The following is a 26,081-nucleotide window of genomic DNA, read 5'->3' as shown; positions in this document are numbered from 1 at the left end:
TAACCGCACACCGCGCGCGGAACCGCAAGAACTGCGGGATCAAAGATCCACCACATCGCCCTCGCGAAGGCGGGGGCCCATACCACTTGTCCGAATTCGGTTACGTGGTATAGGCCCCCGCCTTCGCGAGTGCGATGTACTTTTACGCGTATTCTTAATGCGGCAATGCGGGCCGGGCCGCGGTGGCCATGGCTTCGAATTCCGCCGCCGGCATGGGCCGCGCAAACATGAAACCCTGCGCATAATCGCAGCCCGCATCAACCAGCAGCGCGCGCTGCACCTTGGTCTCCACGCCTTCGGCCACCACTTTCAAACCCAGCTTGTGCGCCATCACGATGATCGCTTCGCACAGCGCCAGATCGCCCGTATCGTCTTCCAGGGTGGCCACAAACGACTGGTCAATCTTCACAAAATCGATATCGAAGCGCTTCAGGTGCGACAGCGACGAATAACCGGTGCCAAAATCGTCCAAGGCCACCTGCAGCCCCATGGCCCGGTACTGGCGCAGGCGCTCGATCACCTGCTCCACACCGTCCATCAGCACACTTTCGGTAATTTCGATCACCATGCTTTGCGAGGACAAACCCAGTTCGGCCAGATAGGCCAGCCAGGTTTCGTACTGCTCCACATCGCGCCGGAACTGCAGTGGCGACTTGTTGACGCTGACCTGGAACGCCGGATCAATCAGGCTGCGCCAGCGCTGCGCCTGGCGCGCGGCCTGCCGGAACACCCAGTCGCCAATTTCCACGATCAGCCCAGTCGACTCGGCGAACGGAATGAATTCGGCTGGCGCCAGCAGCCCGCGCGTGGGATGACGCCAGCGCAGCAAGGCTTCGGCCTTGTGCACCGCCCCCGTCTGCAATGAGACGATAGGCTGGTACAGGATCTCGAATTGCTGCGCCACGATGGCCGCCTGCAGATCGGCAGCAATGGTCTGGCGCGCCTCGGCCGCTTCCTGCAGGGCCGGGGTGTAGTAAGAAAAGCGCGAGCGCCCGCCATTCTTGGAGGCGTACATGGCCTGGTCGGCATGCTCGATCAGGACATCGAGCGAGCTTGCATCGGCCGGGTACAGCGCAATGCCGATGCTGGCCGACAGATGCACCTTCTCGCCATTCAGATCGAACGGCAGCGCCAGCAGCGACACCATGGCGCGCGCCACCCGCTCCACGCTGCCCACCAGCTCCAGCCCGGCCAGAATGACAGTAAACTCGTCGCCGCCCAGACGCGCCACCATGTCGGTGCCGCGCACGCAGCTGCTGATGCGGCGCGCTGCCTCCAGCAAGACCTGGTCGCCCTTGGCATGGCCAAGACGGTCGTTGACTTCCTTGAAGTGATCGAGGTCGACAAACAGCAGCGCGAGGAAGGCATCGTTGCGCTCGGCCTTACGAATCTCGTGGCGCAGGCGCTCCATGAACATATGACGATTGGGCAGGCGCGTCAGCGGATCGAAATTGGCCTGCTGCCAGACTAGTTCACCGCTTGCCTTGTTGCCGGTAATGTCGGTCACCAGCGCCAGCGCGCCCATGTAGCGGCCCGCCGCATCAAAAATGGGATTGGTGGCCAGCGTGGTCCAGACGGCGCTGCCATCACGGTGCAGGAATTTGAATTCGCGGTGTTCGGCGGCGCCTTCCTGGCGCTGCTCGATATTGTGATCAAGGACGGCCTTGCCCTCCTCGTCCATGAAGATCGCCAGCGGTTTGCCGAGCATTTCTTCGATGCTGTAGCCGAGCATGTCGGCCATGCGCGGATTGACGAAGGTGGTGCACGACACTGCGTCGATCTCCCAGATGCCCTCTTCGGCCGTGTGCACGATGCGCCGAAAGCGCTCTTCGCTGCGTTCCAGCGCAGCCAGCTTGCCTTCGGCCCGTTCCAGCACGATGCGGCAGGCTTGGCCGCCCCCGTCGGCACTGGCCAGCATGGTGACCTGAAACGCTTCGCCGCCCGTGCGCTGCATTTGCACCAGGCACTGCATGGGTTGCGGGGAATTGAGGGCAGCGCTGATGAAGGCGTCGAAATCGGCCAGGAAGGCAGGCGCAATGAAGGTGCGGAAGCGATGGTCGCCGGGGCGGGCTCGCACGATGCCGAGCATGTCGGCACCGACCAGGTTCACCTGCAAAATGGTGCTGTCAAAGGCCACCACGAAGTAGCCGACGGGTGCCAGCAAATACAGATCGTTGTAGTAGGACTGCTCTTCTTCATAGCGCAGACGTTCGGCCGTCACGCCGCTGGGGTCGAGAACGGGAGCGCTGCCGTGCGCACTGGCGGCGAACACGGGTTTGGCACGGTAGCCGAGCGGCGCGCCGGGAAGCCAGGGCGCCGGGTCTGTTTCCTTGTCCATCTCACCTCTCGCATGCGGGTTGGTGACGGTATTCGGACCTAGACTAGCATGGGCCTGCCTGCCATGTCGAGCAGGCGATTGGCCGCTTCAGCGGTGGGCGCGGTTCAGGCGCTGCTCGGCGCGCCGCTGGAGCGCTTCAAAGGCCAGACTCAGGCACCAGTACACCAGCGCGGCGGCGATATACAGGGGCAAGGGGCGGAAGGTGGTCGCGATGACTTCCTTGGTGGCCAGCATCAGCTCGGTGACTGTAATGACGGACACCAGCGAGGTATCCTTGATCAGGCTGATCAAGGTATTGCCCATGGATGGCACCGCCACGCGCAGTGCTTGCGGCAGCACCACGTGGTGCAAGGTTTGCCAATATGACAGGCCCAGGCTGAAACTGGCTCGCCACTGCCCTGCGCTGATGCTTTGGATTGCCCCGCGCAAGCTTTCCGACAGATAGGCGCCGGAATTAAGCGACAGCGCCAGCACGCCCGCCGTGACGGGGGTAAATTCGATCCCCACCGAAGGCAGACCATAATAAATAACGAAAATCTGCACCAGCAGCGGCGTGCCCCGCATCATGCTGACGTACAGATCAGCCGGCCAGCGCAGCACGGCCCAGCGCGACATGCGCAAAATCGCGGCCGGAAAGCCCAGCGCCAGCCCGCCCACCATCGACGCCACGGCAAACATGAGGGTGTAGCCTGCACCCTTGAGCATCACGGGCGCGGCGTCGCGCAGCAGCTCGAACAGTTCCATGCGCTTAAGGCTTGGCCGGGGTGGCGCGGCTGACGTCGCTGCCGAACCATTTCACGGAGATGGCCTTGAGACTGCCGTCGGCACCCGCATCCTGCAGCGCCTTGTCGATGGCCGCCTTGAATTGCGGATTGCCCTTGCGGAAAGCGGCGCCCATGCGTTCAACCGCGCCCACGCGTGCCCCAGCCTGGATCGGCAAGGCCGAGTTTTTCAGCAGGTAAGCGACCATCAGACTGTCGTTGAGCGCGGCATCAACCCGGCCCACGGCCAGATCTTGCAGATTTTCAGGCGCGGCCGGGTAACTTTTTACTTCGATCCCCGGCACAGCTTTGGCCTGCTGCTCGTACACGCTGCCCTGCCCCACGCCCACGCGCTTGCCCTTCAGGTCGGCCAGCGAGGCATAGCTGGCCTTTTCGCTCTTGCGCACAATGAGCTGCGGGCTGGAATAGGTGTAAGGAATCGAGAAATCGAAGGCCAGTTCACGTTTGGGATTGATTCCAACCTGGCTGATGATCACGTCGTAGCGGCCCGAGGCCAGACCGGCCAGAATTGCGCTCCATTCCGTGGTGACGAATTCGGGTTTGAGCCCCATGCGCGCGGCAACCAGTTTGGCCACGTCCACGTCGTAGCCATCGAGCTGCCCGGCCTTGTCCTTGAAATTGAACGGAGGATACGTGCCTTCCAGTGCAATTTTGAGGGTGCCGCGCGCCTTGGCGGTGGCAAGCAGGTCAGCGCTCAGGGCGGGAAGCGCCAGTGCGCTAGCAAACACGAGAGCGGCAAGCTGGATGTGGCGGCGGCGGGACGAAATCGGCATGGGCATCGTGATCGAAAATGAAAGTCCGAGTTTAACGCGAATACGCACTCTTCCGGCTGCGTCCGCCAAAATTGTGTCCGCTTACCAAGGTGGTACTGGCGACCAGGGTCGACAAGCCAATGATCAGCTGCACCAGCTTGTCGTCGGGGAGCACCCAGATCTGCGATACCGGCTCCGGGGTCTGGGTGGCGGCCACAATCAAGGGCGCGATCCATTGCGCATCGGGCTCAACATCCAGGACCACGGCGTCGGCAGTGGTCTGCATATAAATATCGCCGCCTTCGGCCAGAGTGAAGCAGACGCCGACCCCGGTTTCCTGGGGACCGATGTGCTCCATCAAGCTGCGGTTGTGCTCGTCGATCCAGGCTTCGACATCTTGCGGGGTCAGCAGCTCGGTCCAGGGTACCGGGCGAAAGCGCGGTGCCGGCTGCGTGGGGTCTTGATTCATTGCTTCCTGGAGAAAATGCGGTTAGGGCAACATGCTACGGCATTTCCTGCGCGGCGTACAAGGGAACCTTGCTGGCGCGGGAAGGTCACAGTCTGCAAAGGAGGATGTCATGAATTCGCCCCAACGCTATCGCCCTTTTTCCGGAGGCTATGTCTCCGAGATGGACCAGTTTCTGTCCAAGCTCCTGCGCGAGCGGCCCGACATTGTCGAAGACCGTCAGCGCGGCTGGTACATCTGGTGGGATCACCGGGTCGACCTTGACGAGCTCGACAAGCAACACAAGGACGAGATACCGGCTAAACCCTATCAATACGACTGAATGCCTTAAAAGAATTTATCTTGTTTAGTGTAAATTCTTATTGTGAAGAGGTATTTCTCGCATATTCTGTCAATGCGAGGCTCGCTTATTGGTAAAGCCCAGTAACGACCATGGTCGCTGACTGATAACCGGGTTCGATCCCCGGGCCCCGCACCAATTTTGGCCAGCAGCGTCTGCTGTCAGCCCTTCCAGATCCGCTGCAAACCCGTATCGGCATGAATCCAGCCGCCACGCGGTCCGGCGCGGTAATAAAACCCCACCCCGCCCTGACGGAAACTGCGCACCAAACCGCCCAGCACTTCCGCATTCAGGTTGGCAATCCGGATATCGGCTGCCTTGCCCTGGATGTGCAGCGACTGGCGCGCTGCCGGCACGCCCTGTTCGATCAGCTTGGCGTTGGAATTGGCTGTCCGGTAACCAGACAGGATTTCCAGTGGCTCATCAATCCCGTAACGGGCGATGAACGCCTGTGTCCCCCACAGAGTTTCAAACAACTTCGGATCGATCGGCGCGGTTTCCTTGCCATTCACGTCGCGCAGCAGGTGGCACAGCTCCTGGTAGGCCGAATCGATGATTTCGCCATCTTTCCAGTACAGCACTGACGCCTTTTCGCCACTTTGCGGACGGGTCACGGTCAAGGTGCGCGGCTTGAGCCAGAATTCCAGATCCAGGGCTTGGGCATCAAAGATATCGGGCGGCGGCGCCATCGCAACCGCTGGGGCTTCGACCGGTGGAGCAGCCGGCTTCGGTGCAGCCGGCTTGACCTTGGCCTTGGCAACGGCCGGCTTGGCAGCGGCGGACTTGGCCTTGGTCTTGGCAGGCGCCGGTGCGGCGCAACCAATCAGTGGCACGGAGATCAAACCCAGGGTGGACAGGCAGACGCCTTGATGGAGAAATGCGCGACGGGAAATCATGAAGAAACAAAGGTGGCAGCGAGGCCGCTACTATAGCGCAAGCAAGAATTACTGCGCGCTACAGCTGCAGAATCGTTTCGACTCCGATTCGCTGCCCGCGGGGACGTTCAACTTCTTCCAGAAGAAATCGCACTCGACGCCATAGCAGGACTTTTCTTTCCCTGCCAGCACGTAGCCATTGCGTGCGAAAAAGGCGCGTGCCGTGGCGGTGCCATGCAGGCGCAGCACGCTGACGCCCCATGCGCGCGCCTGCTGTTCACACTTTTCCAGCAAGGCCTTGCCGATGCCTGCATGTTGCGCCTCGGGCAACAAGTAGCACAGCGAGAGCTTGCCAGCCTGGGTGACCAGGGCAACGCCAACCAGCTCGCCGTCGCGCAGGGCGACGGCAGTGTAATTGCTCGGGGAAGCGATCCAGCTGGCGATGTTGTCGGGGGTTTTGTTACCCAGCCACGACTGAAGGATGTCGGGCTGCTGGCGGTGGTCCAGTTCGCAGGATTCGGCAATCGAACGGCGCAGCACGTGGCAAGCGGCGGATGCATCTTCCAGTGCGGCAGTACGAATGTCGATCACCATATCAAACTCACCATTAACCGTTACGGCCTGAAAGACCTATTACCGCAGCTCAAGCGCGCAACCCGAATATACAGCAAACCCAGCCAAGGCGTGGTTGTACTGACGCACCAACAGATCTAAGCATATGACAAAACAGTACTTCCGTTTTGGCTGCGGATTTTAGACTATGCTAGTCCGTTCCTACAATAGTCGGCTCAATCGAACATATGCATACTAACAACACTTCCGTTTCCCGCCGCTGGATCCTGGCCCTGGCGCTGGGCATGAGCGCCCTGCCCTTCACGGCCCAGGCCGCGGATACCGAACTGCTGAACGTGTCCTACGACGTGGCACGCGAGCTGTACAAGGACATCAACCCTGCCTTTATTGCCGACTACAAAAAGAAAACCGGTGAGACCGTCACCGTCAAGCAATCCCACGGTGGTTCGAGCAAGCAGGCGCGCTCGGTTGCGGACGGGCTGGAAGCGTCTGTCGTGACCATGAACCAGGCCAATGACATCGACATGCTGGCCGATCGCGGCCTGGTCGCGGCCGACTGGGCCAAGAAGTTCCCGAACGGCGCCGCTCCCTACTATTCGACCATGGTATTCCTGGTCCGCAAAGGCAACCCCAAGCAGATCAAGAACTGGGACGACCTGGCCAAGCCTGGCGTGGCGGTGGTCATTCCGAATCCCAAAACTGCCGGCAACGGCCGCTACACCTATCTGGCCGCATGGGGCTCGGTGCTGAAAAAAGGCGGTACCGAAGCGCAGGCGCGCGAGCTGGTAGGCAAGATTTTCAAGAACGTGCCGGTCCTGGACGGTGGTGGCCGTGCTGCCACCACCACCTTCACCCAGCGCCAGATCGGCGACGCCCTGGTCACGTTTGAAAACGAAGTGCAAATGGTGCGTACCGAATTTGGCGACAACTTCGAAGTGGTCTATCCAAGCGTCTCCATCCTGGCCGAGTCGCCTGTGGCAGTGATCGACAAAGTGGTCGACAAACGCGGCGTGCGCAAACAGGCCACGGCTTACCTGAACTTCCTGTACTCCGAAGAAGGTCAGGCCATTGGCGCCAAACATTTCCTGCGCGTGCGTTCGGACGCGGTTGCCAAGAAATTTGCTGCCAACTACAAGCCAATTTCCCTGTTCACTGTGGATGACGTATTTGGCGGCTGGAAAGCTGCGCAAAAGAAACACTTCGATGATGGTGGTGAGTTCGACAAGATTTACGCAACCAAGTAATTGCATTGAATGGCGGGCATTCCCCAAACGACGAGTGCCCGCCGAAAAAAGCCAGCCGGCAAGCTCTCCGCTCGCCAATTGCCTGATTTGCTTTCAAATATGCAAAAAGGCTGCCTAAAAGCATAGATTTCTGTTGGAAGTTCCCTGCTTCCGCCTGCTTTTGTTTTGTGCACCGTAGACATAGCTGAGCGATGATGATATCTTCGTCGCATACAGTTGCTCTATAGCTATAGCCAGCCAGGATTCCAACACATGATCAAAAAAATAATCGTATCGGTACTGATGTCGATCTCCGCGATGGCGGCGGTGGCAGCGGTGCCGTTCGGCTCGCAGTCGGTGCTGGTGGTCGAAAACGACACCGGTAAAGTGCTGCTGGAAAAGAACGCCGGCGAAATCGTGCCGATCGCGTCCTTGACCAAGCTGATGACCGCCATGGTCGTCCTCGATGCCAATCAGGATATGAATGAACTCATCGCCATCGAGCAGGGCGACGTGGATATCGTCAAGCACAGCACTTCGCGCGTGCCTGTGGGCTCGCATATCAGCCGGGCCGATGTGCTGCGCCTGGCGCTGATGTCGTCTGACAATCGGGCAGCCGCTTCGCTCGCGCGCACCTTCGACGGTGGCCCGGTCGCGTTCAAGGCTGCCGTGCGCGCCAAGATTGCGGCATTGGGCATGACCAATACCGTGATCGAAGAGCCAACCGGCCTGTCGCCCAACAACAAATCGACCGCCCAGGACTTGATCAAGATGGCCACAGCCGCCTCGACCTATCCGCAAATTGCCCAGATCACGACCGAGTCCAGCGACTTCATCAATATCAACGGGCGCAACGTCGAGTACCGTAACACCAACCGCCTGGTCGGCGCCAAGGGCTGGGAAATCGGCCTGTCCAAGACGGGTTACACGGAAGAAGCAGGCAAATGCCTGATCATGCAGATCAAGTCCGCCGGCAAGAACGCCACCCTGGTGCTGCTCAATGCCAAGGCCAGCTCGGCGCGCATCATGGACGCGTTGAATATCCGGCGTTTCATTTCGGGTGAAGAAGCGGCCCCCGTGGTGGCGCATGCCCGTCCTCGCGCCCGCGCCCGCGGCCCGGTCATGGTTGCCAGCAACGCTCGTATCGTCAAGGTCAGCAGCACCAAGACGCGCCACAGCAAAGCCATCCTGCGCAAGCGCCGCTGAAGCGCCCCACCAATCCCACCGCACCGGGGTCAGACCACTTTTGCGAAACGGCAAAAGTGGTCTGACCCCGGTGTTGCTTTTGGGGCGCGCTCAGTGGTCGATCATGGCGCGCAGGCCGCTGGCGCGGCGGGTACGCCGGGCAATGGCTTCGGCCAGTACGGCGCTGCCGGGCGTGACCAGGGTGAATTGGGCACTGGCACGGGTAATGCCGGTATAGATCAGCTCGCGCGCGATCATGGCGCCCCGCTCGCGCGGCAAGACCAGCACCGTGTGCCGGAATTCCGAGCCCTGCGATTTGTGCACCGTCATTGCGTAGGCCGTGTCGACATGGCGCAGCCGGGTTGCCAGTACACTGCGCACTTCATCGCCTTCCAAAAAGTACACGCGCAGCGATCCCGGGCGCGCCGGGTCGGGCAAGGTCAGGCCGATGTCGCCGTTGAACACGCCAGTGCCGTAATCGTTACGGGTGATCATGACCGGACGTCCCACATACCATTCGCCACGGCGCCGGATCATGCCTGCCGCGTCCAGGCGCTGCTCGATCACATCGTTCAAGCCGCCGACGCCCCATTCGCCGTCGCGCACGGCGCACAGGATGCGGAACGATTCAAAGCTGTGCAGCACCGAGCGCACCCAGTGTGCATGCGGGCTGCTGCCGGCACCGTCGGCGATCAAGCCGAGGTAGGCCGCGTAACCGTCAGCGGCCAGTTGCACCACGTGGTGCTGGTGCGCGTGCTCGATCCAGTGCAGCACACCGCCTTCGCGTAGCACCGCTTCGGCGCGCGCGGCGTCGCCCTGGTTGACGGCGTGCGCCAGTTGCCCGATCGGACCGCCGAAGCGGCGGCTGCGCCTGAGCATGACGGTTTGCTGCGCCAGGGCGTTGGCATGGCCGTGGAAGGCCTCGGGCACGGTTTCGCCGCTGGCGGCGAGCGCGTACGCCACCGTGTCGGCCGTGTAGCCGCCAGCCTGGGCGTCGCGGCACAAGTCGCCCAGCACGGCCCCGGCTTCCACCGACGCCAGCTGGTCTTTGTCCCCCAGCAGGATCAGGGTCGCGCCGTCGGGCAGCGCGTCCAGCAGCGATGCCATCATCTCCAGGTGCACCATGGACGCTTCGTCGACAATCAGAACGTCGATGTCAAGCGGGTTGCCGGCGTGGTGGGCGAAGCTGCGCGTGTCGGGGCGCGCGCCCAGCAGGCTATGCAAGGTGCGCGCCGCCCCCATGCGTTCAGTCAGTTCGCGCAGTGGCAAGGCGCCGCCCACCTTGTCGGCCAGTTCGGTCAGGGCCTTGTCGATCGATTGCTTCAGGCGCGCGGCAGCCTTGCCGGTGGGCGCAGCCAGGGCGACGCGCTGGCGCGCTGCATCGGGCGCCATCGCAAACAGCAAGGCCAGAAGGCGCGCCACGGTGTACGTCTTGCCGGTGCCGGGACCGCCCGTGATGATGGCCACCGAGCCGCGCAGCGCTACCGCACAGGCGATCTTTTGCCAGTCGGGCGGTTCGGCGCGCAGCTCGCTGTCAAAAAGCAGGTCGAGCCAGATGCGCGCCTGGGCTGTGTCCACCGGCCGCAGGCTGCGTGCACGCGTGCGAATCGCGTGCGCGACCAGGGTCTCGTCGCGCCAGTAGCGGCGCAGGTAGAGCCGTTCGCCATCGAGCACCAGGGGCTGGTCGAAATCGAGGTCGCCGACGTGCCAGACCTGGTCGCAGCCCGTCAACTGGGTGCGCCAGGCAGCCACCGTTTTCGGCAGCGCGATGGCGCCGGCCAGCTGGCGCCATTGTTCATCGCTCCACCCCATCAGGGCTGCCGGGCCGGCTGCCAGTTCGTCAAGCACCAGGCAGCTGTGCCCACGCCCCTCCAGTTCCGACAGCAGCACGCAGGCCAGCATCAGCGGCGCGCTGGTATGCCCCAGCGTGCCGACGAAACGCGCAAACGTCCCCGACAAGCGGCGCAGTTCGCCCGCCTCCGTCAGCGCCTCCACACCTTCCCACAGCTGCTCGATCGGGTCAGGTTTGTTCATTTGTCCTCCGCGCCCATCAGGCGGTCGAGCGCATCGAGCAGTGCAATGTCCGCTTCAAGCAGGTAGCAGCCATGGGTGCTGGTGTTGGCGATCCCGCGCAGGAACAGAAAAATGGCCCCGCCCAGCTGCGCATGCGGCTGGTAAGCATCGCCCAGGCGGCTGCGCAGCAGGCGGTGCAAGGCCAACATGTAGAGTGCGCCCTGGATGTCGTACCGGTGTGCGGCCATGCCGTTGGCCATGGCCGCTCTGGTGTAAGCTGCGTCACCGCCGCCCAGCGAATTCGATTTGTAATCGAGCACCCAGTAGCGGCCCTCGTGCTCGAACACCAGGTCGGCAAAGCCCTTGAGCATGCCGTGCAGCTCGCGTTCGGGCAGCGCTGCGCGCGCGGTCCCCTTGAGCAGGTGCGCGCGGCATAACTGGTCGAGCGTGACGCTGTTGAGCTGCTCGCTGGGGAACCAGAATTCCATTTCAGGCAGCAGGGTGTCAATCTCCGCCAGCGCCGCGCCCAGCGGCGGCAGGCGCGTGAGGGCCACCGTGCGCAGCCAGGCAATGGCGTCCTCGCGCCGATGACCCCAGCCAGCGCGCTCGACCCGTTGCCCGAGGCGTTCGGTAAATTGCGCATCGTCGGCGACGGCGAAACCCTCTTGCGCCATCCATTCCAGCTGCTCGTGCAGGAAGTTACCCGGTACCGAGCCGCGCGGGAATCGGTGCCAGGGAGCGTCGTCGACCCGCTGGGCCAGCGCCTGGGCGGGCTCCTCGTCCTCGAGCAGGGTTTCTTCCTGGGCGCGCATGGGGGCGGTGCCGGTCTGCCGTGTCAGCGACGTGAAGGAGCCAACGCTCCAGTTGCGCTCGAAACTGGCGCCAAAGCGGGCTGCGTCGACCAGCGGCGCGCGCTCTTCGCTGCGCGCCAGCATGGTCATGCCTTCGGCGGCGGGCAGCGTATGCAGCACGATCGAGGTCATGTCGCCACGCAGCTGCTCCCAGCGCTCGCCCATTTCGCCAGCGCCCAGGGGCTGCCCCCCGGCCAGCAGATAGCCAAGTGCGGAATCGTGCAGCTTGTTCTCGCCACTCTTGCGCGCGGCAATGGCTGCCACGCCCAGCCACAAGAAGTGGCGCGCACGGGTCAGGGCCACGTACAGCAGGCGCAAGTCTTCCTCGATGCGGGCCCGCTCCACGGCGGCCAGGGCCAGGTCGGACAGCCCCAGGTCGATGCGGCGCTCGCCGTCCGCGCCCACATACTCGAAGAAACTGCGGTTGCGCCGCTCGGTCTTGCGCGCGCTGACGGCAAACGGCAGGTACACGAGGGGATATTCCAGCCCCTTGGACTTGTGCACCGTAACCACCTTGACCAGCTCCGCATCGCTTTCCAGGCGCAGCACCCGCTCGTCACCGCCTTCGCCCTGCCCTGCCACCTGTTCGCCAAACCAGCGGATCAGGGCCAGCTCGCCGTCGAGCTGGGCGCTGGCGGACTGCAGCAGCTCGGCCAGGTGCAGCAGATTGGTCAGGCGACGCTCGCCACCGGGCGTTTGCAGCAGCGCTGCCGGCAAGCCCAGTTCATGGATGAAGCGGCGCAGCATGGCCAGCACGCCCTGGCGCTGCCAGATGATGTGCAGGCTCTTGAGCTGCTCCACCCGCTCTTCCCACGCCAGTTCGTCCGAGGACATGCGTGCCAGCTCGGCCAGACTCAAGCCCGCCGTGCGGGTGGCAAAGGCGGCCCGGGCCAGCGCCCCGTCAAGGGGATTGGCGACCGCGTGCAGCCAGCGCAGCACGTCGAATGCTTCCTCGCTTTCGACCACCGAATCCTTGTCGGACAGGTAGACGCTGGCCACCTTGCGCTGTTCCAGTGCGCGCCGGATGGCCGTTGCTTCGCGCCGGTTACGCACCAGGATCGCGATATCGGCCGGCAGCAAACGGCGGAAGACTGCACCATCCCGGAAGCCGACGGCAGGGTCATTGAGCAGAGTGACGATATGCTCGGCCGCGTGGTGGGCAAAAAATTCCAGGTAATCGTCGGCGCGTAAATCATCACGTGGCGTGCTGCAGATGGCCAGCGCCTGGTACGGCCCTTCGACGCCGACCAGCTCCTGGCTGCGCCCGCGCGCGTCCACGGCCTCGAACGGCAGCGGATTGACGCCACCCTTGCGGAAGCGGAAGGCCCCAGCGGCAAAGCCGGGACGGTCGCCATCGCCTTCAGCGTGCAGGAACAGCCGGTTCACCGCCGCCACCAGCGCTGCCGTGGAGCGGTAGTTGGTCCCCAGCTGGTAGTGGCGCCCTTCGGTGGCGCGCCGGGCGTCAAGGTAACTGTGAATGTCGGCGCCACGAAAACCGTAAATCGACTGCTTCGGGTCGCCAATCAGGAACAGGCCATGCGTGCGCTCGTTCTCTGCCACCCGGTACAGCAGGTTGAAGATGCGGTACTGGTCGGGCGAGGTATCCTGAAATTCGTCCACCATCGCCACCGGGAACTGGGCCCGGATCCGTTCGCGCAGGGCTTCACCGTTGGGGCCCTCGAGCGCATTTTTGAGCCGCTCGAGCATGTCGGCAAAGCCGAACTGGCGCTTGCTTTGCTTGAGCTGGGCCATGCGCCGGGCAATGCTGCTGGCAGCGTGCCGGTGCAACGCGTGCGCGAGCGGGTCGATGCCCTTGAGCGCATCCCATAGTTCGGTAGTGCAGTCGAAGCACGATGCGATCTCCACCGAAAAGCCTTTGCTGAAGGCGTCGGTCAGGCCATCGGGCGTGAGGCGGTGCCAGGCCGTGTCGGGCAGGTCGGGCATGTGCATGGCCTCGTCCAGCGCCCAGGCGCGCAGCGCGTCAAACCACTTCACCAGTGAATCGGGGCGCAGCTTGTTACCGTTGAAGCACTTCGGTGCCAGTTCGCGCTGGTATGCAATCCATTGCTCCATCTCGCTGGCGCGCGCGTGCCAGCCGGCTTTCAGTTGCGCCAGTTGCGCGGCCTGTTCGCGCGCCACCCGGGCGATCAAGGTGGCCAGGCTTTCGTCAGGCACTTCGCCCAAGGCGCCCACGCGGCGTACCAACTCGCGCACATCGCGTTTGAGTACCTCGACATCGTTCCAGCAGCCCAGCAAAATGGCCAGGGCCGCTGCATCGAGCGGATACACATTCTGGCGCCAGTAATCGTGGGCGGCGTCCTCGAACAGGGCTTGTTCGTCGCTGACCAGTTCTTCGTCAAACAGGCTGCCGCTGTCAAAGGCGTGCTCGCGCAGCATGCGCTGACACCAGGCGTCAATGGTGAAAATGGCCGCTTCGTCCATCGTTTCGGCCGCCATCACCAGGCGGTGCGCGGCGATTTGGCGCGCACTGTCGCTGTCGTAGCTCGCTGCCAGCGCAACCAGCAGCGCGTCGTCGAGCACACGCTCGCCGCGGAAGTGCGCCGCTGCCTCGATCAGGCGCTCGCGCACCCGGTTCGACAGTTCGCGCGTGGCCGCGCGCGTGAAGGTCATCACCAAAATTTCGGGCGGCGCCAGCGCGCGGCCAAAACCGTCCTCACCGCCATGCCCGAGCACCAGCCGCAGATACAGAGCGGCGATGGTCCAGGTCTTACCGGTACCGGCGCTGGCCTCGATCAGGCGCGAGCCGTGCAGGGGAAAGCGCAAGGGGTCGAGCAGTTCGCTCATTGCGCCTCTCCCTGTAGCGGTGCAATGGCCAGATCCTCGGCCAGCCACTGGGCCAGCGCGCCATACAGCGCTTCGCTCAAGGCAGCCCACTGGCCGCCAGCGCACAGGCTGGCGAAGTCGGGCCACAAGCGTGCCAGACACAGGTCCGCCACTTCGCCGGTGAGCTCGAAGCTGCCTTCGTAAGTGCTGCGGGCGTCGCCTCCCTGCAGCGTGACCAGTGCGGTTTTGCAGGCCACGGCCAGGGGCTGGTCGAGATTGGCGCGCCACAGGGCCACCAGGCTGGCCAGCTGGCGGCGTGACTGTTCCGGGTCCAGCGGCGCCATGGTCACGACCGCGTCGCGCGCCACCAGGTAGCCTGTCACGGGTTGGCCGACGGCGGCGCTGGCCAACTGGCGCAGCCAGGGGCCGATCAGTTTGTCGCCTCGCGCCGCCCCCTTTTTGTCCAATACCTTGGACGAGATTTGCAGCAGCCACGCGGTCTCGCCCGCCCCGCTGCGCAGTTTGTCGATCCAGTCATCCAGGTGGACGCCGTCAAATTCAAGCGTGACGGCCAGCTTCGGGGCCGGCGCGGCATAGCGCGCGCACAGTGTCAGCCAGGCGGTGCGCACCGGCACCAGCGCTTCGACCAGCTGGCGCTGCCATTGCTGGCCCAGCAGGCCAATCGGCAGCACGCCCTGGCGCGCCAGTTTTTCGGCGCGCAGCGACAACGCCGCGCGCACCTCGTCGATGGGTTCCGGCTCGCTGCCGTCGTCGAGCAGGCTATCTTCGAGAAAGTAGCGCTCGAGCGCGTCGAGCGAGAAAGGCTCTTCGTCTTCGCCGACGGTATCGGGATCGGTAAAGGTCACGCCCAGACGGCGGCGGAAGAAGTAGCGCGCGGGCTGGCGCAGGAAACTGGCCAGTTCGCCCAGTTTAAGACGCGCACCCGGCTCCAGTTCGTAGGCTGGCAGCTGCAGCTCGTCTGACACACCGTCGGCGCCGTGGGCCACGCGCCATTCGCCGGCATAGGTCAGCAAGCCGCCCCGTTCAAAATAGCGGCGGCTGAACGGCTGCAGCGCATGCTCGGTGGTGAGCCGCGCCAGGTCGAGGTCCCACCCTGCCGCCAGGTAGTCGCGCAGCTGCGACACCAGCACCGAAGCCGGTTGCTCGCTGTTGTCGCGCACATTGCGCCCCACCCAGCTGACATACAGCTTGTCGCGCGCGGCCAGAACGGCTTCGAGCATCAGATAGCGGTCATCGTCGCGGCGCGAACGGTCGCCCGGGCGCGCCATGCCGGGCAGCGCAAGCAGGTCGAAATCAGCCTGGCGCGCGCGGCGCGGGAAGTCGCCGTCATTCATGCCCAGCAGGCAGACTACGCGAAACGGCACCGCACGCATCGGCATCAGGGTGCAGAAGGTCACGCCACCGGAGACAAACTGGTGGTTCAGGGTCGGCTCGTCGATGGCGCCCAGCCATGCTTCGCGCAGCACGGCCAGGGGCACGGCTTCTTCGAAACCCGCACTGGCGCAGGTTTCGAGCCACCCTTGCAGCGCTTCGCTCAGTTGCGCCAGCGTGAGGCGGTCCTGTTCCTGGCCGGCGTCAAAGAAGGCGGCCAGCAAGGCGCGTGCGTGCTCGCCCCATTCGGTTGGTGTATGCGCGCCGGCCAGGCGCGCGCGCCAGACCAGCAGGGCTTCGATCAGCTGTGCCAGCGAGCCGGCCAGCGCCGCATCAAGGCCGCCCACTTCGGCATACGGTTCGATTTGCTGGTAATTGGCGCCGCCACCGCTGGCGTAGCCCAGCAGCATGCGCCGCACCCCGAAGATCCAGGCATTCTGTTCGCCCGCCTGCCCCAGCCCCAGTCCATCGCGGTGTTCCTGATCCAGTCCCCAGCGCACGCTGGCGCCGTCGATCCAGTGGCCCAGGGTAGCCAGGTCGTCGTCCTGCAGGCCGAAGCGCGCGGCCACCGCGGGTACATCGAGCAGGTCGCGCACCTCGCTCTGGCGGCAGCGCTGCTGCGGCAATCGCAGCAGCCACTCCAGCGCCACCAGCAGCGGGTTGACGCTGCGGTCCTTGACGTCGCCGATCTCAAACGGGATGAAGCGCGGATCGCTGCGCTTGTGCTGGTCGAATACGGCGTGGATGGCAGCGGAAAAGGTGTCGATATCGGGCACCATGACGACCACGTCGCGCGGACGCAGGCCGCGGCCTTGGCCAAACCAGGACAGCAACTGGTCGTGCAGGATTTCCACTTCGCGCTGCACGCTGTGGGCCAGGTGAAATTCGATCGAGCGGTCGCCTTCGGCCAGCGGCACGCGTGGGTGCTCGCGCAGCGGCAGCATGTCGCGCACGGCCGCCTGCACCTGCTCAAGCAAGGTCACGCCCTCGCCTTCGCTGAACAAGTCGATCCGCATCTGGCCGGCGGCCTCGCCGGACTGGTCGAATTCATCAAGCATGCGCACGAAGTCACGCCCCTGGCGTCCCCAGCTGGCCAGCAAGGGATGGCTGTGCGCATGCAGTTCTTCGAGCGGCACCGCGCCCAGGTCGATGCCATCCTTGAGGCGCTGGCGTTTGTGCGCCGCGCGCAGCAATTCGCGCCCTTCGATAATGTCGCCCCAGTAGAACTGGCAGGGGTTGGGCACGGCCAGCAGCACCTGGGTATGGCGCGCCAGCGCCGCCACCGCCTGCAAGGTCTGGTAGGGCAATGCCGACATCCCAAACAACACCACGCGGCGCGGCAAGCGCCCCACTGGCTGCGCGCTGGCGCTTTCAGCGACGAACTGCTGATGGATGGTGGCGCGTCCGGAGTCACGCTGCTGCTCTGGCACGCTATCGTTGACGGCGCGCCAGAGCTGCGCCTGCCAGCGCTGGTCGGGCGCCAGCGGGGTGGCTTCGCCGCGCGCGCTGCGCAGCACATCGCGCCCATGCGACCAGTCTTCCAGCCAGTCGGCGCGATACACCTGGTACTGGTCGAACAGGTCGGCCAGCCGTTCGGCCAGCTGCAAGCGCCGCTCCGGGTCGCCGTCGCGCAGAAAGTGGCGCAAGGGCTGGAACACCGGGTCGGCCAGCAGCAGCGGCAACAGGCGCATCAGACGCCAGGTCAGGGGACCTTTGTCATACGGCGCGCGCACCGGCACACGCTCGCGCCCCAGCATACCGCGATAGGCTTCCCACAAAAAGCGCGCAGGCAGTGCCACCCGGGTGGCGGCGCACACGCCCAGCTCCTGGGCCAGTGCGATCTTGAGCCATTCGGCCACGCCATTGGACTGCACCAGGATGGTTTCCTGCTCCAGCGGCCCAAGCGGATTGGCGCGCAGCCAGCCGAAAACAGCGGCGCGCAATTGCTCCATTTGATTACCGTGAAGAATGAGCAAACCGGGTGTGACGGGCGATGGCATGGTGCTCCGGGAAAATGCGTGGGGACGCAGCGCCACAGCATACTATTTTTACCGCCCGGGCGGTAGGGCAGCACGCTTCAAGTCGCCGCCACTGCCACTTCCTGCTCGATATGCTCGGCCAGTTCGGCCAGCAGCTCGCCCATGCGCGCCACCAGCAGGGGCGCGTCGTCCTGCCCTTCCCCGCCCCGCATTGATTCGAGCGCTTCGCACAAGTTGGCAAAGCCCATGGCGCCAATCGCGCGCGCCGACGATTTGAGGCGGTGTCCCAGGTCGGCGGCACGGGCGCCATCGCGCTGCGCCACGGCTTCTTCGATGGCGTCCAGCGCTTCGCGTGCCGACTCCAGGAACAGCAGTGCATATTTACGCATCTTGGCCGGATTGGCCCCAAAGGTTGTCGACAGCACGGCCAGATCGAGCAGCTCGGGACGGCCGGACATGGCCATTGGCGGCGCCGCCAATGGCGCCACCGCTGGCGCCACCGGCGGCGTCAGGGCCGCGCCGCGCTGGGCGTGCACATCGAGCCACTTGGCGATCACCTCGAACAGCAGATTGGGCGCGACCGGCTTGGTGACAAATTCATCCATCCCCGCGTCCATGCAGCGCTTCTGGTCGTCGCTGCCGGCATTGGCCGTCATGGCAATCACGACCGCGCTGCGCAAGCGCGGATCGGCGCGGATCATGCGCGTCGCCTCAAAGCCATCCATTACCGGCATTTGCACATCCATCAGCACACAGTCGAAACTGTGCTTGTGCATCAGGTCAATCGCTTCCTTGCCGTTGTTGGCCACGACCACCGTGGCGCCGACTTGCTCCAGCAATTCCTGGCCGACCTGCTGGCTGAACACATTGTCTTCCACCAGCAGCAGATAGGCGCCGCGCAGGCGTGCCAGCACTTCGGGGGTGACTTCGCCACGCTCGGCACTGAGGAAGCTCTGGGCGCGCGTCAGGCGGGCGGTGAACCAGAAGCTGCTGCCCTGGCCAGGCGTGCTCTCGACCCCCACCTCGCCGCCCATCAGTTCGGCCAGCTGCTTGCTGATCACCAGACCGAGACCGGTACCGCCATATTTGCGCGTGGTCGACGGGTCGGCCTGGTGGAACGATTTGAACAGATCGGCAATTTCGGCCTCGCTCATGCCGATGCCGTGGTCGTGCACTTCAAAGCGCACGAGAATGTCGGTGCCGTCGTCTTCCACCACCCGCACCACGATCCGCACTTCGCCGTTGTGGGAGAACTTGATAGCGTTGCTGGTGAAGTTGAGCAGCACCTGTTCCAGGCGCAGCGGGTCGCCGCGCAACTGGTGCGCCAGGCCCGCCTCGATATCGACCGTCAGTTCCAGCTGCTTGTTGGCCGCTGCCTGCCCCAGTTGGTTGGCAATGTCCTGCATCAGCGTGGCCAGACCGAAGTCCAGCACTTCCAGTTCCAGCTTGCCCGCCTCGATCTTGGAAAAATCGAGAATGTCGTTGATGATGCCCAGCAGGTGCTGGCCCGAGTGGTGAATCTTTTCCAGGTAATCGCGCTGCTTCGGATGGGTCACCGACTTGAGCGCCAGGTGCGACATGCCGATGATGCTGTTCATCGGCGTGCGGATCTCGTGGCTCATGTTCGACAGGAAGTTGCTCTTGGCCTGGTTGGCGGCGTCGGCCTGCGCCTTCAGGCGATGCAACTCGGTGACATCGGTCGACAGACCGATCACGGCCGTCACTTCCCCCTTGACCACGATTGGCACCTTCACGGTCCACAGCTGGCGCACGTCGCCATCGAGCTGGGTAAATTCCACCAGCTGGCCAGGCTGGCGCGCGCCATTGCGGAACAGGGGCAAGTCCTGTTCCCAGTAATAGTCAGCCCGGGCCGGGGGCAGCACATCGCGATCGAGCTTGCCGATGATCTGCCCCGCCGGCATGCCCATCGCTTCGGCAGTGCGGGCGTTGACGTAGATGTAGCGCCGCTCGCGGTCTTTCATGTAGACGTGCGCATCGACGCTGTTCAGGACCGAATCGAGCAGCAAGCGCTGGTCGATGGCGCCGCTGCGCGAGCGGAACAGCATGGTGAAGAAGGCCGAGATCAGCATCATCCCGGAGAAGCCGGTCAGGCCCGCAATGGCGGGAAAAAGCTGATCGAAGCCGGTGTACATCGCCTTTTTCTCGGCCCGGAAATGGGCCTTCCACAGGCTGCCATGAAAGTCGACGGGCAGGATCGTTTCCAGCACGTCGCCGTCAGTAGCAACAGGCGCACCACGATACAGCAGGCGGTCGTTGGCGCCCAATGTGAGCGCCTTGCCCGCTACCTTCACTGCGCTGGGAACGGCGCCGTGCGCATACAGCGTGACCTGCACATTGCGTGACAGGCTCTGTGCCAGCGCGCTTTCCACCAGCGCCGGTACCGAAAAGCCAATGCCCACTGAACCCAGATAAGCGGCGCGCCGCTCCGCCACGCTGGTGCGCGCCATGCCGGGCCGGTACACCGGCAAGCGCATGGCCAGCCCCACGTGCGGTTCGGGCGAGGCTACCAGCACCGGCAAGTTGGTGGCGCTCAGGGCGCCCGAGTCGCGCGCCTGCTCCAGCAAGGCGCCGCGCAGCGCTTCCGCGCCAATGTCGAGCCCATGGCGCGAACGCAGCGGCGCCATCGGTTCGATGTACTGCAACACGGTATAGCCGTTGCGGCGCCCGGGCGGGGTGATGTCGAATTCAGGATAGCCTTGCGGCTCGAGGCTGCGGTCGGCCCGCACCGCGCTGACAAAACGCTCTCGCTCGGCCTCCGGCACCCAGCGCGCAAAACTGACGCCTTCAATGGCGGGGAAATTGCGCGCCACATCGAGCGAATCCACATAACGCTGGAACGCCAGCCGCGATGGCACCGTCTCGCTGCTGTCGAACAGGGCCACCACCCCGCGCAAGGCATCGGTGTACGACTTGACGCGTGCGCCCAGGCTCACTTGCACGCTGCCAGCGACCGCGTCGAAACGGCGCAGGGCATCGGCTTCGACCACGCGCTGGGCCAGGGCATACAGGGTCAGTCCGACCAGCGTCGAGACGGCAATGCTGGCGCAAAACAGCAGCACGCGCGCGCGCGTCGGCATGCCGTGTACCGCCCGTTTCATCGATCTCGTCATCGCTTGCGTCATCGTGCCCTGTTTTTTCCAAGACGCCCACTGGGCGCTGCGCTGCCAGATTACTTGGCACGGCAATAAGATGCAATTGATAAATAACAGTGCGTGCCTGCCCTGCGCGCCAGGGGGCAATGGTGCTAGGATGAGCCCGGCCGGCCAGCTGCGCCGGAAACAAGACAAAGCGACAAGAACCATGAATGAATTGACAATCGCGTGCGCAGCGCAGGATGCCCACGATCCCTATCTCTGGCTGGAAGATATTGATGGCGAGGCGGCCCTGCAATGGGTGCGCGAGCGCAACGCCAGCACCGTCAATACACTTGAGCGCAGTCCCCATTTTGCGCCCCTGCACGCGCGCTTGCAGACGATCTTCAATTCGCGCGAACGGATTCCGTTTGTGTCCCAGCATGCCGGCCTGTATTACAATTTCTGGCGCGACGATGCGCATGTGCGCGGGCTGTGGCGGCGCACCACGCCCGCACAATATGCACTGCCCGAGCCGGCATGGGAGACCGTGCTCGACCTCGACCACCTGGCCAGCGCCGAGCAGGAAAACTGGGTCTGGTCGGGCGCGCGTTTTTTGCCGCCGGACGGCCAGCGCTGCCTGATTTCGCTCTCGCGCGGTGGCGGCGATGCCAGCGTGCTGCGTGAATTCGACTTGCGCACTTGCCAGTTTGTGGCCGACGGCTTTCAGTTGCCCGCTGCGAAAAGCAGTGCCAGCTGGGTCGAGCACGATTGCCTGCTGGTGGCGACCGACTTCGGCCCCGGCAGTCTGACCGCGTCCGGCTACCCGCGCAGCGTGCGCGAATGGCGCCGCGGCAGCGCGCTGGCCGACGCTGCCCTGGTGTACGAGGCGGCGCCGGACGACCTGGCAGTGGCCGCATGGCAAACCCTGACGCCCGAGGGCGCATGGCAGTTTGTCGAGCGCCAGATCACGTTTTATACCAGCCATCTGTTTTTGCGCGAGCACGGGCAATTGCACCCCATCGCCAAGCCCGACGATGCAAACGCCTGGACCGCCTGGGACCAGTTATTGATTGAACTGCGTTCGGACTGGACCATTGGCGGCCAGACCTGGCCCCAAGGCGCGCTACTGGCCATTCGCTTGCGCGCCTTCATGGCCGGCGAACGCCAGTTCCAGGTCTTGTTTCAGCCCAGCGCCGCGCGCTCGCTCGACAGCGTGGCCGTCACGCGCGACGCGTTGCTGCTGGTTGAACTGGACAACGTGAGCAACCGCATTATCGAGCTGCGCCACATTGCTGGCCTGTGGGAGCGGCGCACGGTGGCCTCGCCCGGCTTCGGTTCGCTGGAGGTCAGCGCCGAAGATCGCTACAGCTCGGACCGTTACTTCTTGACGGTCAACGATTTTCTGACGCCCACCACCTTATACCTGGCCACGGCCGGCAGCAATACGCGGCACGCGCTCAAGGCCATGCCGGCCTGGTTCGATGCAGCGCGCTGCCAGGTGCGCCAGTACCAGGCCCAGTCGCGCGATGGCACGGCGATTCCATATTTTGTGGTAATGCCTAGCGACACTGCACTCGATGGCAACAACCCGGCCCTGCTGTACGGCTATGGCGGCTTTGAAATTTCGCTCAAACCCAGCTACAGCGCGGTCACTGGTGCTGCCTGGCTGGCGCACGGCGGCATCCATGTGGTGGCCAATATCCGTGGCGGCGGCGAGTTCGGTCCGCGCTGGCACCAGGGCGCCTTGCGCGAGCACCGCCAGAACGCGTTTGACGACTTTATAGCGGTGGCAGAAGACCTGGTCGCACGCAAGCTGAGCAGTCCACGCCACCTGGGGATCATGGGCGGCAGCAACGGCGGCTTGCTGGTGGGCGCCGCGATGACGCAGCGGCCGGACCTGTTTGGCGCCGTGGTGTGCCAGGTGCCTTTGCTGGACATGCGGCGCTACCACCGGCTGCTGGCAGGCGCGTCGTGGATGGGCGAATATGGCGACCCCGACCTGCCCGCAGACTGGGCATTCATCGGCCGCTATTCGCCTTACCAGCAGGTGCGCGCCGGCCAGCGCTACCCACGCGCGCTGCTGACCACCTCGACCCGTGATGACAGGGTCCACCCCGGCCACGCGCGCAAGATGGTCGCGCGCATGCAAGCCCAAGGCCACGATGTGCTGTACTGGGAAAACCTGGACGGCGGCCACGCAGGCGCGGCCAACAACGAACAGCAGGCGCGCATGTGGGCACTGACCTACAGCTTTTTGCGCGACACCCTGGCTTGAACCGCCACTTGCGCCGCTAGTCGTAAAACGGGGCGACCAGCGCAGGCCAGCCGGCAATGTCGATCTCGTCGGGCGGCTCGGGGGCCGGTGGTGGCGCTACGGCCTCGGGCGGGCCAGGCGCCGGTGGAACGGCCAGTGCGGCCAGCGCCGCCCCGTGCGGCTGCCGCCGAAGGCGCGCGCGCAGCCAGGCCAGCAGCCCTTGCCTGCCCGATTTGCTTATAGGTGTGTGCATGATGTGCTCCGGTGACTGCTCAGTCAGACCGCACCCACGGCGTCGCGTTCGGCCGCGCCGGCGATTGCTTGCGCGCGCTCAAGGAAATGGCGCGGGCGGGCGCCAACGCCGCAGCGCCGCGCGCGCTCGCCCTCCTCGCAGCCGCGCCTGGCTCGTAAATACAAGCTAGTACATCTGAGAGCTAGGCCCGGCAAACGTGCGCGCCTGTAATGGGGTGATGCGGGGTCGTCCCGCAAGGGGAGTAGGCGCATGTCGAATCTTGCCGTTCTTCACCAGCAGCATGCACCAGGCGAGGCCGACAGCGCCTTCTGGTGTCCCGCCATTGGCACTGCCAGCGCCGCCCTGGCGGATCTGGCGCCTCAGCTCGACAGCCTGGCGCACGACGTGGCGCGCCTGCCGGTGCGCGCCGCAGTGACCCGTCCGGTGGTGGGCCAGTACCTGAGCATGGTGCGCACCCTCGCTGCAGCCTGGCAAGCGCGGGCCCGCCCGGCGCTGGGCAGCGCGCTTGCGATGCTCGCTTTTGTCGGGCACAGCATGGCGCAGCCAGCCGTTCTGGCAGCCTTGCAGGCGCAAGGGCCGGACCAGCAAGGCGGCGCCCACGCCCTCGACGCCTTGCGCCGCCGCATGGCCGCGCCCTTGGCCGCCCTCGACACCCTCAGCCGCGACGTCGCCAGCTACCTGGCGCAAATGGCGCGCGCGTCGCACGAACTGGCCTCCGACACCGCCCTTGTCACGGAATGTCTGCAAGCCGATGCCGTGCATGCCTTCCTGCTCTCGCAGCAAGCGAGCGCCCTCCAGAGCCGGCTTGACGACGCGGCCTTGCGCCAGGACGCGCCCTGGCTGCTCGGGCCCCATGCCGAACCGCTGCGCCAGGAAATGGTGCTGCATGCCAGCGCGCTGGAAGGCGTGCGGCGCCAGCTGACCCAGTTGCAGGGCGAGCAAATGGCCACCCGCGCCGAGGCCGATTATTTGCAGAGCTTGCTGCCGGCGCTGTCGCGCTTTCTGGGCAGGCTGGACGATACCGGCGCGGCCATCGACACATTGCGCTGCGCCGCGGCCAGCACCTGCCACAGCTTGCTGCTGGAGGCAGGCGCACTGGCGCAGCAGCCGCCTGGCCTGGCCGCGCGCCAGCTGCAGGCTGCCCTGCCGCACTGGGCACTGGTGAGCAAGGCGGCAGCGGCCCTGCGGGCCTGAAGCGGCTCAGGACGCCAGGCGGGTGTCGAACATGACAGCATGGGTGGCCGGCACGTCGACATACAGGGCCACTGCCCGCTCGACCCCGATCTGCAAGGGTGCGCCAAAACGGCGTGTAACCACGCCAGCGCGGCGCAGCAGCCGTTCAATGGCGGTGGTGGTGACGGTGACGTACTGGTCGATGCCGGCGTGATAGCCATGGCTGATGATCTCGCCGATCGATTCCATGGTGATTTCGGAAAAACCGAAGCAGGCATTGCCATCGGTCTCGATGGCAAAGCGGCTCAATTCCCAGATGCGCGCGTGCTGCGGCGCATCCTGCCCGTGCAAGAGCTGGGCAAACGAATCCTTGAGCATGTACGGCCCCTCGGTGGGCAGCAGGCGCCAGCACCCGCGCAAGGCGCCGCCCCCCGGTTCGCGGATCATCATGTAGAGCGGATCGAGCGCATCGTAGCCATCAATTTCCATCCCGCTCAGGATCGGCACTTCCCAGCCGAGCCGATCCTTGAAGACCTTGGCGCGCAGCTTGTGCATCTCCCATAGGTCGCGTGATTTGAAATCGCGTCGTGCAGCAATTCGAATGTGCAGTGCCATCTGGAACCTCGCTTAGTTAAGTTATGCATCCCGCATAGAGAATCATGCAAAAAGGATAGAAACATAACTAGCAGAGTTGCTAGGTGGCCCAGCGCGGCCCGGGGTGGAATACTGCAATTTTGTTTGAGAGGAAAGATATGGCCCAAGACGACGACTTCAAGTACCAAGCAGTGGCAGGTGACTCGGGCGCAGTCCCGGCCGAGCCCACTTTCGCGGCCACGACCCCGCACGCCGAGCTGAAAAAATTCCGTATCAGCAAACGCGAAAGTCAGGAGAAATTCTGGGGACGCTTTGGCGTGACCCAGTCCAGCGGCAGCCGCTTCGAAACCGGGCTTGGCATCCCGCCCCCGGTGGCCATCCTGGTCAAGCTGTACGTGAAAGGCCGGCTTAGCGATGGTGATCTTCCGGGGTAAGAATGCCCATGCTGATGGCCTTGACCAAGGCCTGCTGGCGCGTATTGACATTAAATTTTTGCCGGATATTGCCAATGTGAAAATTCACAGTGGCTTCCGAGCAAGCGGTGATGCGGGAAATTTCCCAGGATGATTTCCCCACCATCACCCAGTTCAGCACCTCGAGCTCGCGCCGCGTCAGGCGCGGCGGTGCTTCCCCTTCCTGGCGCTGGTTGATGTAGCGTAGCGATGATTCAAACGCATAGTCGCGAATCAGCGACAGTGACGGCATCAGGTGCGCAATCGTCTCGTCGAACTCTTCGCTGGGCTTTTCGTCCGAGGCAAAGCTGACCACCCCGAATTCGCCGCTGGGTCCATGGATCGGAAAGGTAATCCCGGAGCGGATGCCGTGGCCGCATGCTTCTTCATACAGCGCCTGCTGGGCCGGTTCGCTGAACGCTTCCGGCTCCCACACGATCGGCAGCGAGCTGGTCAGGCAATGCGAGACCGTCGGATCGACGTAATGCAGCTTGTCGGCATCGTAGCGCGCGCGCCAGGTTGCCGAGTAATTGCTGTGCAAAAAAGCACTTTCCAGCTTGGCATTGCGCGACCCCACCGCCCCATACAGGACCTGGTCGAACCCCTGGCTGCGGGCGAGCTTGAACAAGGCTGCCTGCCACCCGCTTACGCCGTCGCTCTTCAACAGCGTCAACAGCTCACTCTGCTCGACCATTCACTTCCCCCCG

General features: G+C 64.3%; 20 protein-coding genes and 1 tRNA gene. 8 read left to right on the top strand and 13 right to left on the bottom strand.

Going from position 1 to position 26,081, the window contains the following annotated elements; translation table 11 throughout:
- Window positions 1–154: 154 nt before the first annotated feature.
- The 4 genes from BUC24_RS07930 to BUC24_RS07915 form a co-directional block, all read right to left on the bottom strand.
- Window positions 155–2,338, bottom strand: coding sequence for a putative bifunctional diguanylate cyclase/phosphodiesterase (locus BUC24_RS07930; protein ID WP_083598770.1), 2,184 nt, complete (start codon window positions 2,336–2,338; stop codon window positions 155–157).
- A gap of 87 nt (window positions 2,339–2,425) precedes the next feature.
- Window positions 2,426–3,082: an amino acid ABC transporter permease gene (locus tag BUC24_RS07925; RefSeq protein WP_073213508.1), complete on the bottom strand. Its 657-nt coding sequence runs from the start codon at window positions 3,080–3,082 to the stop codon at window positions 2,426–2,428.
- Window positions 3,083–3,086: 4 nt separating this feature from the next.
- A complete protein-coding gene (locus BUC24_RS07920; RefSeq protein ID WP_373887966.1) occupies window positions 3,087–3,899 on the bottom strand; it encodes a cystine ABC transporter substrate-binding protein in 813 nt (270 codons plus the stop codon).
- Window positions 3,900–3,924: 25 nt separating this feature from the next.
- Window positions 3,925–4,341 carry a hypothetical protein gene (locus BUC24_RS07915; protein ID WP_073213506.1) on the bottom strand — a complete coding sequence of 139 codons (417 nt, stop codon included), beginning with the start codon at window positions 4,339–4,341 and terminating at the stop codon, window positions 3,925–3,927.
- A gap of 109 nt (window positions 4,342–4,450) precedes the next feature.
- On the opposite strand from BUC24_RS07915, the gene BUC24_RS07910 reads away from it, so the two are divergent.
- Window positions 4,451–4,660 (top strand): DUF3460 family protein, encoded by a 210-nt coding sequence (locus BUC24_RS07910; RefSeq protein WP_073214970.1) that lies wholly within the window; start codon window positions 4,451–4,453, stop codon window positions 4,658–4,660.
- Between the two features lie 74 nt (window positions 4,661–4,734).
- Window positions 4,735–4,816: transfer RNA gene (locus BUC24_RS26905), tRNA-OTHER, on the top strand.
- Window positions 4,817–4,839: 23 nt separating this feature from the next.
- Here BUC24_RS26905 and BUC24_RS07905 read toward each other — a convergent pair.
- Both BUC24_RS07905 and BUC24_RS07900 read right to left on the bottom strand, forming a co-directional pair.
- Entirely contained in the window at window positions 4,840–5,574 is a 735-nt protein-coding gene (locus BUC24_RS07905) for a YcbK family protein (protein WP_073213505.1), read from the bottom strand.
- A 48-nt stretch (window positions 5,575–5,622) separates the two neighbouring features.
- Window positions 5,623–6,147 carry a GNAT family N-acetyltransferase gene (locus tag BUC24_RS07900; RefSeq protein WP_073213504.1) on the bottom strand — a complete coding sequence of 175 codons (525 nt, stop codon included), beginning with the start codon at window positions 6,145–6,147 and terminating at the stop codon, window positions 5,623–5,625.
- A 206-nt stretch (window positions 6,148–6,353) separates the two neighbouring features.
- Here BUC24_RS07900 and BUC24_RS07895 point away from each other — a divergent pair, with 206 nt between their 5' ends.
- Both BUC24_RS07895 and BUC24_RS07890 read left to right on the top strand, forming a co-directional pair.
- Window positions 6,354–7,370: a sulfate ABC transporter substrate-binding protein gene (locus BUC24_RS07895; RefSeq protein WP_073213503.1), complete on the top strand. Its 1,017-nt coding sequence runs from the start codon at window positions 6,354–6,356 to the stop codon at window positions 7,368–7,370.
- Between the two features lie 252 nt (window positions 7,371–7,622).
- A complete protein-coding gene (locus BUC24_RS07890) occupies window positions 7,623–8,555 on the top strand; it encodes a serine hydrolase (RefSeq protein ID WP_073213502.1) in 933 nt (310 codons plus the stop codon).
- Between the two features lie 90 nt (window positions 8,556–8,645).
- On the opposite strand, the gene recD is transcribed toward BUC24_RS07890, so the two are convergent.
- The 4 genes from recD to BUC24_RS07870 form a co-directional block, all read right to left on the bottom strand.
- Complete coding sequence (gene recD / locus BUC24_RS07885) at window positions 8,646–10,568, bottom strand: exodeoxyribonuclease V subunit alpha (protein WP_073213501.1); 1,923 nt, start codon at window positions 10,566–10,568, stop codon at window positions 8,646–8,648.
- Entirely contained in the window at window positions 10,565–14,203 is a 3,639-nt protein-coding gene (gene recB / locus BUC24_RS07880; RefSeq protein ID WP_073213500.1) for an exodeoxyribonuclease V subunit beta, read from the bottom strand. Before recB ends, recD begins: the two co-directional genes overlap by 4 nt.
- On the bottom strand, window positions 14,200–17,574 hold the full coding sequence (recC, locus tag BUC24_RS07875; RefSeq protein WP_073213499.1) for an exodeoxyribonuclease V subunit gamma: 3,375 nt from the start codon (window positions 17,572–17,574) through the stop codon (window positions 14,200–14,202). The genes recB and recC overlap by 4 nt, the downstream gene beginning before the upstream one ends.
- A gap of 77 nt (window positions 17,575–17,651) precedes the next feature.
- The gene (locus BUC24_RS07870; protein ID WP_073213498.1) at window positions 17,652–20,672 is read right to left on the bottom strand and encodes a CHASE domain-containing protein; all 3,021 of its coding nucleotides are present in this window, start codon (window positions 20,670–20,672) and stop codon (window positions 17,652–17,654) included.
- A gap of 202 nt (window positions 20,673–20,874) precedes the next feature.
- Here BUC24_RS07870 and BUC24_RS07865 point away from each other — a divergent pair, with 202 nt between their 5' ends.
- Window positions 20,875–22,923 carry a prolyl oligopeptidase family serine peptidase gene (locus BUC24_RS07865; RefSeq protein ID WP_073213497.1) on the top strand — a complete coding sequence of 683 codons (2,049 nt, stop codon included), beginning with the start codon at window positions 20,875–20,877 and terminating at the stop codon, window positions 22,921–22,923.
- A gap of 16 nt (window positions 22,924–22,939) precedes the next feature.
- On the opposite strand, the gene BUC24_RS07860 is transcribed toward BUC24_RS07865, so the two are convergent.
- The gene (locus BUC24_RS07860) at window positions 22,940–23,155 is read right to left on the bottom strand and encodes a hypothetical protein (protein WP_073213496.1); all 216 of its coding nucleotides are present in this window, start codon (window positions 23,153–23,155) and stop codon (window positions 22,940–22,942) included.
- 11 nt (window positions 23,156–23,166) lie between these two features.
- On the opposite strand from BUC24_RS07860, the gene BUC24_RS26900 reads away from it, so the two are divergent.
- Window positions 23,167–23,313, top strand: coding sequence for a hypothetical protein (locus tag BUC24_RS26900; protein ID WP_178372497.1), 147 nt, complete (start codon window positions 23,167–23,169; stop codon window positions 23,311–23,313).
- Between the two features lie 91 nt (window positions 23,314–23,404).
- Entirely contained in the window at window positions 23,405–24,349 is a 945-nt protein-coding gene (locus tag BUC24_RS07855) for a hypothetical protein (RefSeq protein ID WP_073213495.1), read from the top strand.
- Window positions 24,350–24,355: 6 nt separating this feature from the next.
- Here BUC24_RS07855 and BUC24_RS07850 read toward each other — a convergent pair whose 3' ends face one another.
- On the bottom strand, window positions 24,356–24,943 hold the full coding sequence (locus BUC24_RS07850) for an acyl-homoserine-lactone synthase (RefSeq protein WP_073213494.1): 588 nt from the start codon (window positions 24,941–24,943) through the stop codon (window positions 24,356–24,358).
- Between the two features lie 137 nt (window positions 24,944–25,080).
- Between BUC24_RS07850 and BUC24_RS27225 the strand changes: the two genes are divergently transcribed.
- Window positions 25,081–25,356 (top strand): helix-turn-helix domain-containing protein, encoded by a 276-nt coding sequence (locus BUC24_RS27225; RefSeq protein ID WP_073213493.1) that lies wholly within the window; start codon window positions 25,081–25,083, stop codon window positions 25,354–25,356.
- Here BUC24_RS27225 and BUC24_RS07840 read toward each other — a convergent pair.
- Window positions 25,331–26,068 carry a helix-turn-helix transcriptional regulator gene (locus BUC24_RS07840; protein WP_073213492.1) on the bottom strand — a complete coding sequence of 246 codons (738 nt, stop codon included), beginning with the start codon at window positions 26,066–26,068 and terminating at the stop codon, window positions 25,331–25,333. The genes BUC24_RS27225 and BUC24_RS07840 overlap by 26 nt on opposite strands.
- Between the last annotated feature and the right edge of the window lie 13 nt (window positions 26,069–26,081).

Origin of the sequence: Massilia sp. CF038 (assembly GCF_900129765.1) — a bacterium.
GTDB lineage: Bacteria > Pseudomonadota > Gammaproteobacteria > Burkholderiales > Burkholderiaceae_D > Telluria_A.
Note: the sequence above shows the minus strand (reverse complement) of the source record. Positions and strands in the feature narration are given on the sequence as shown.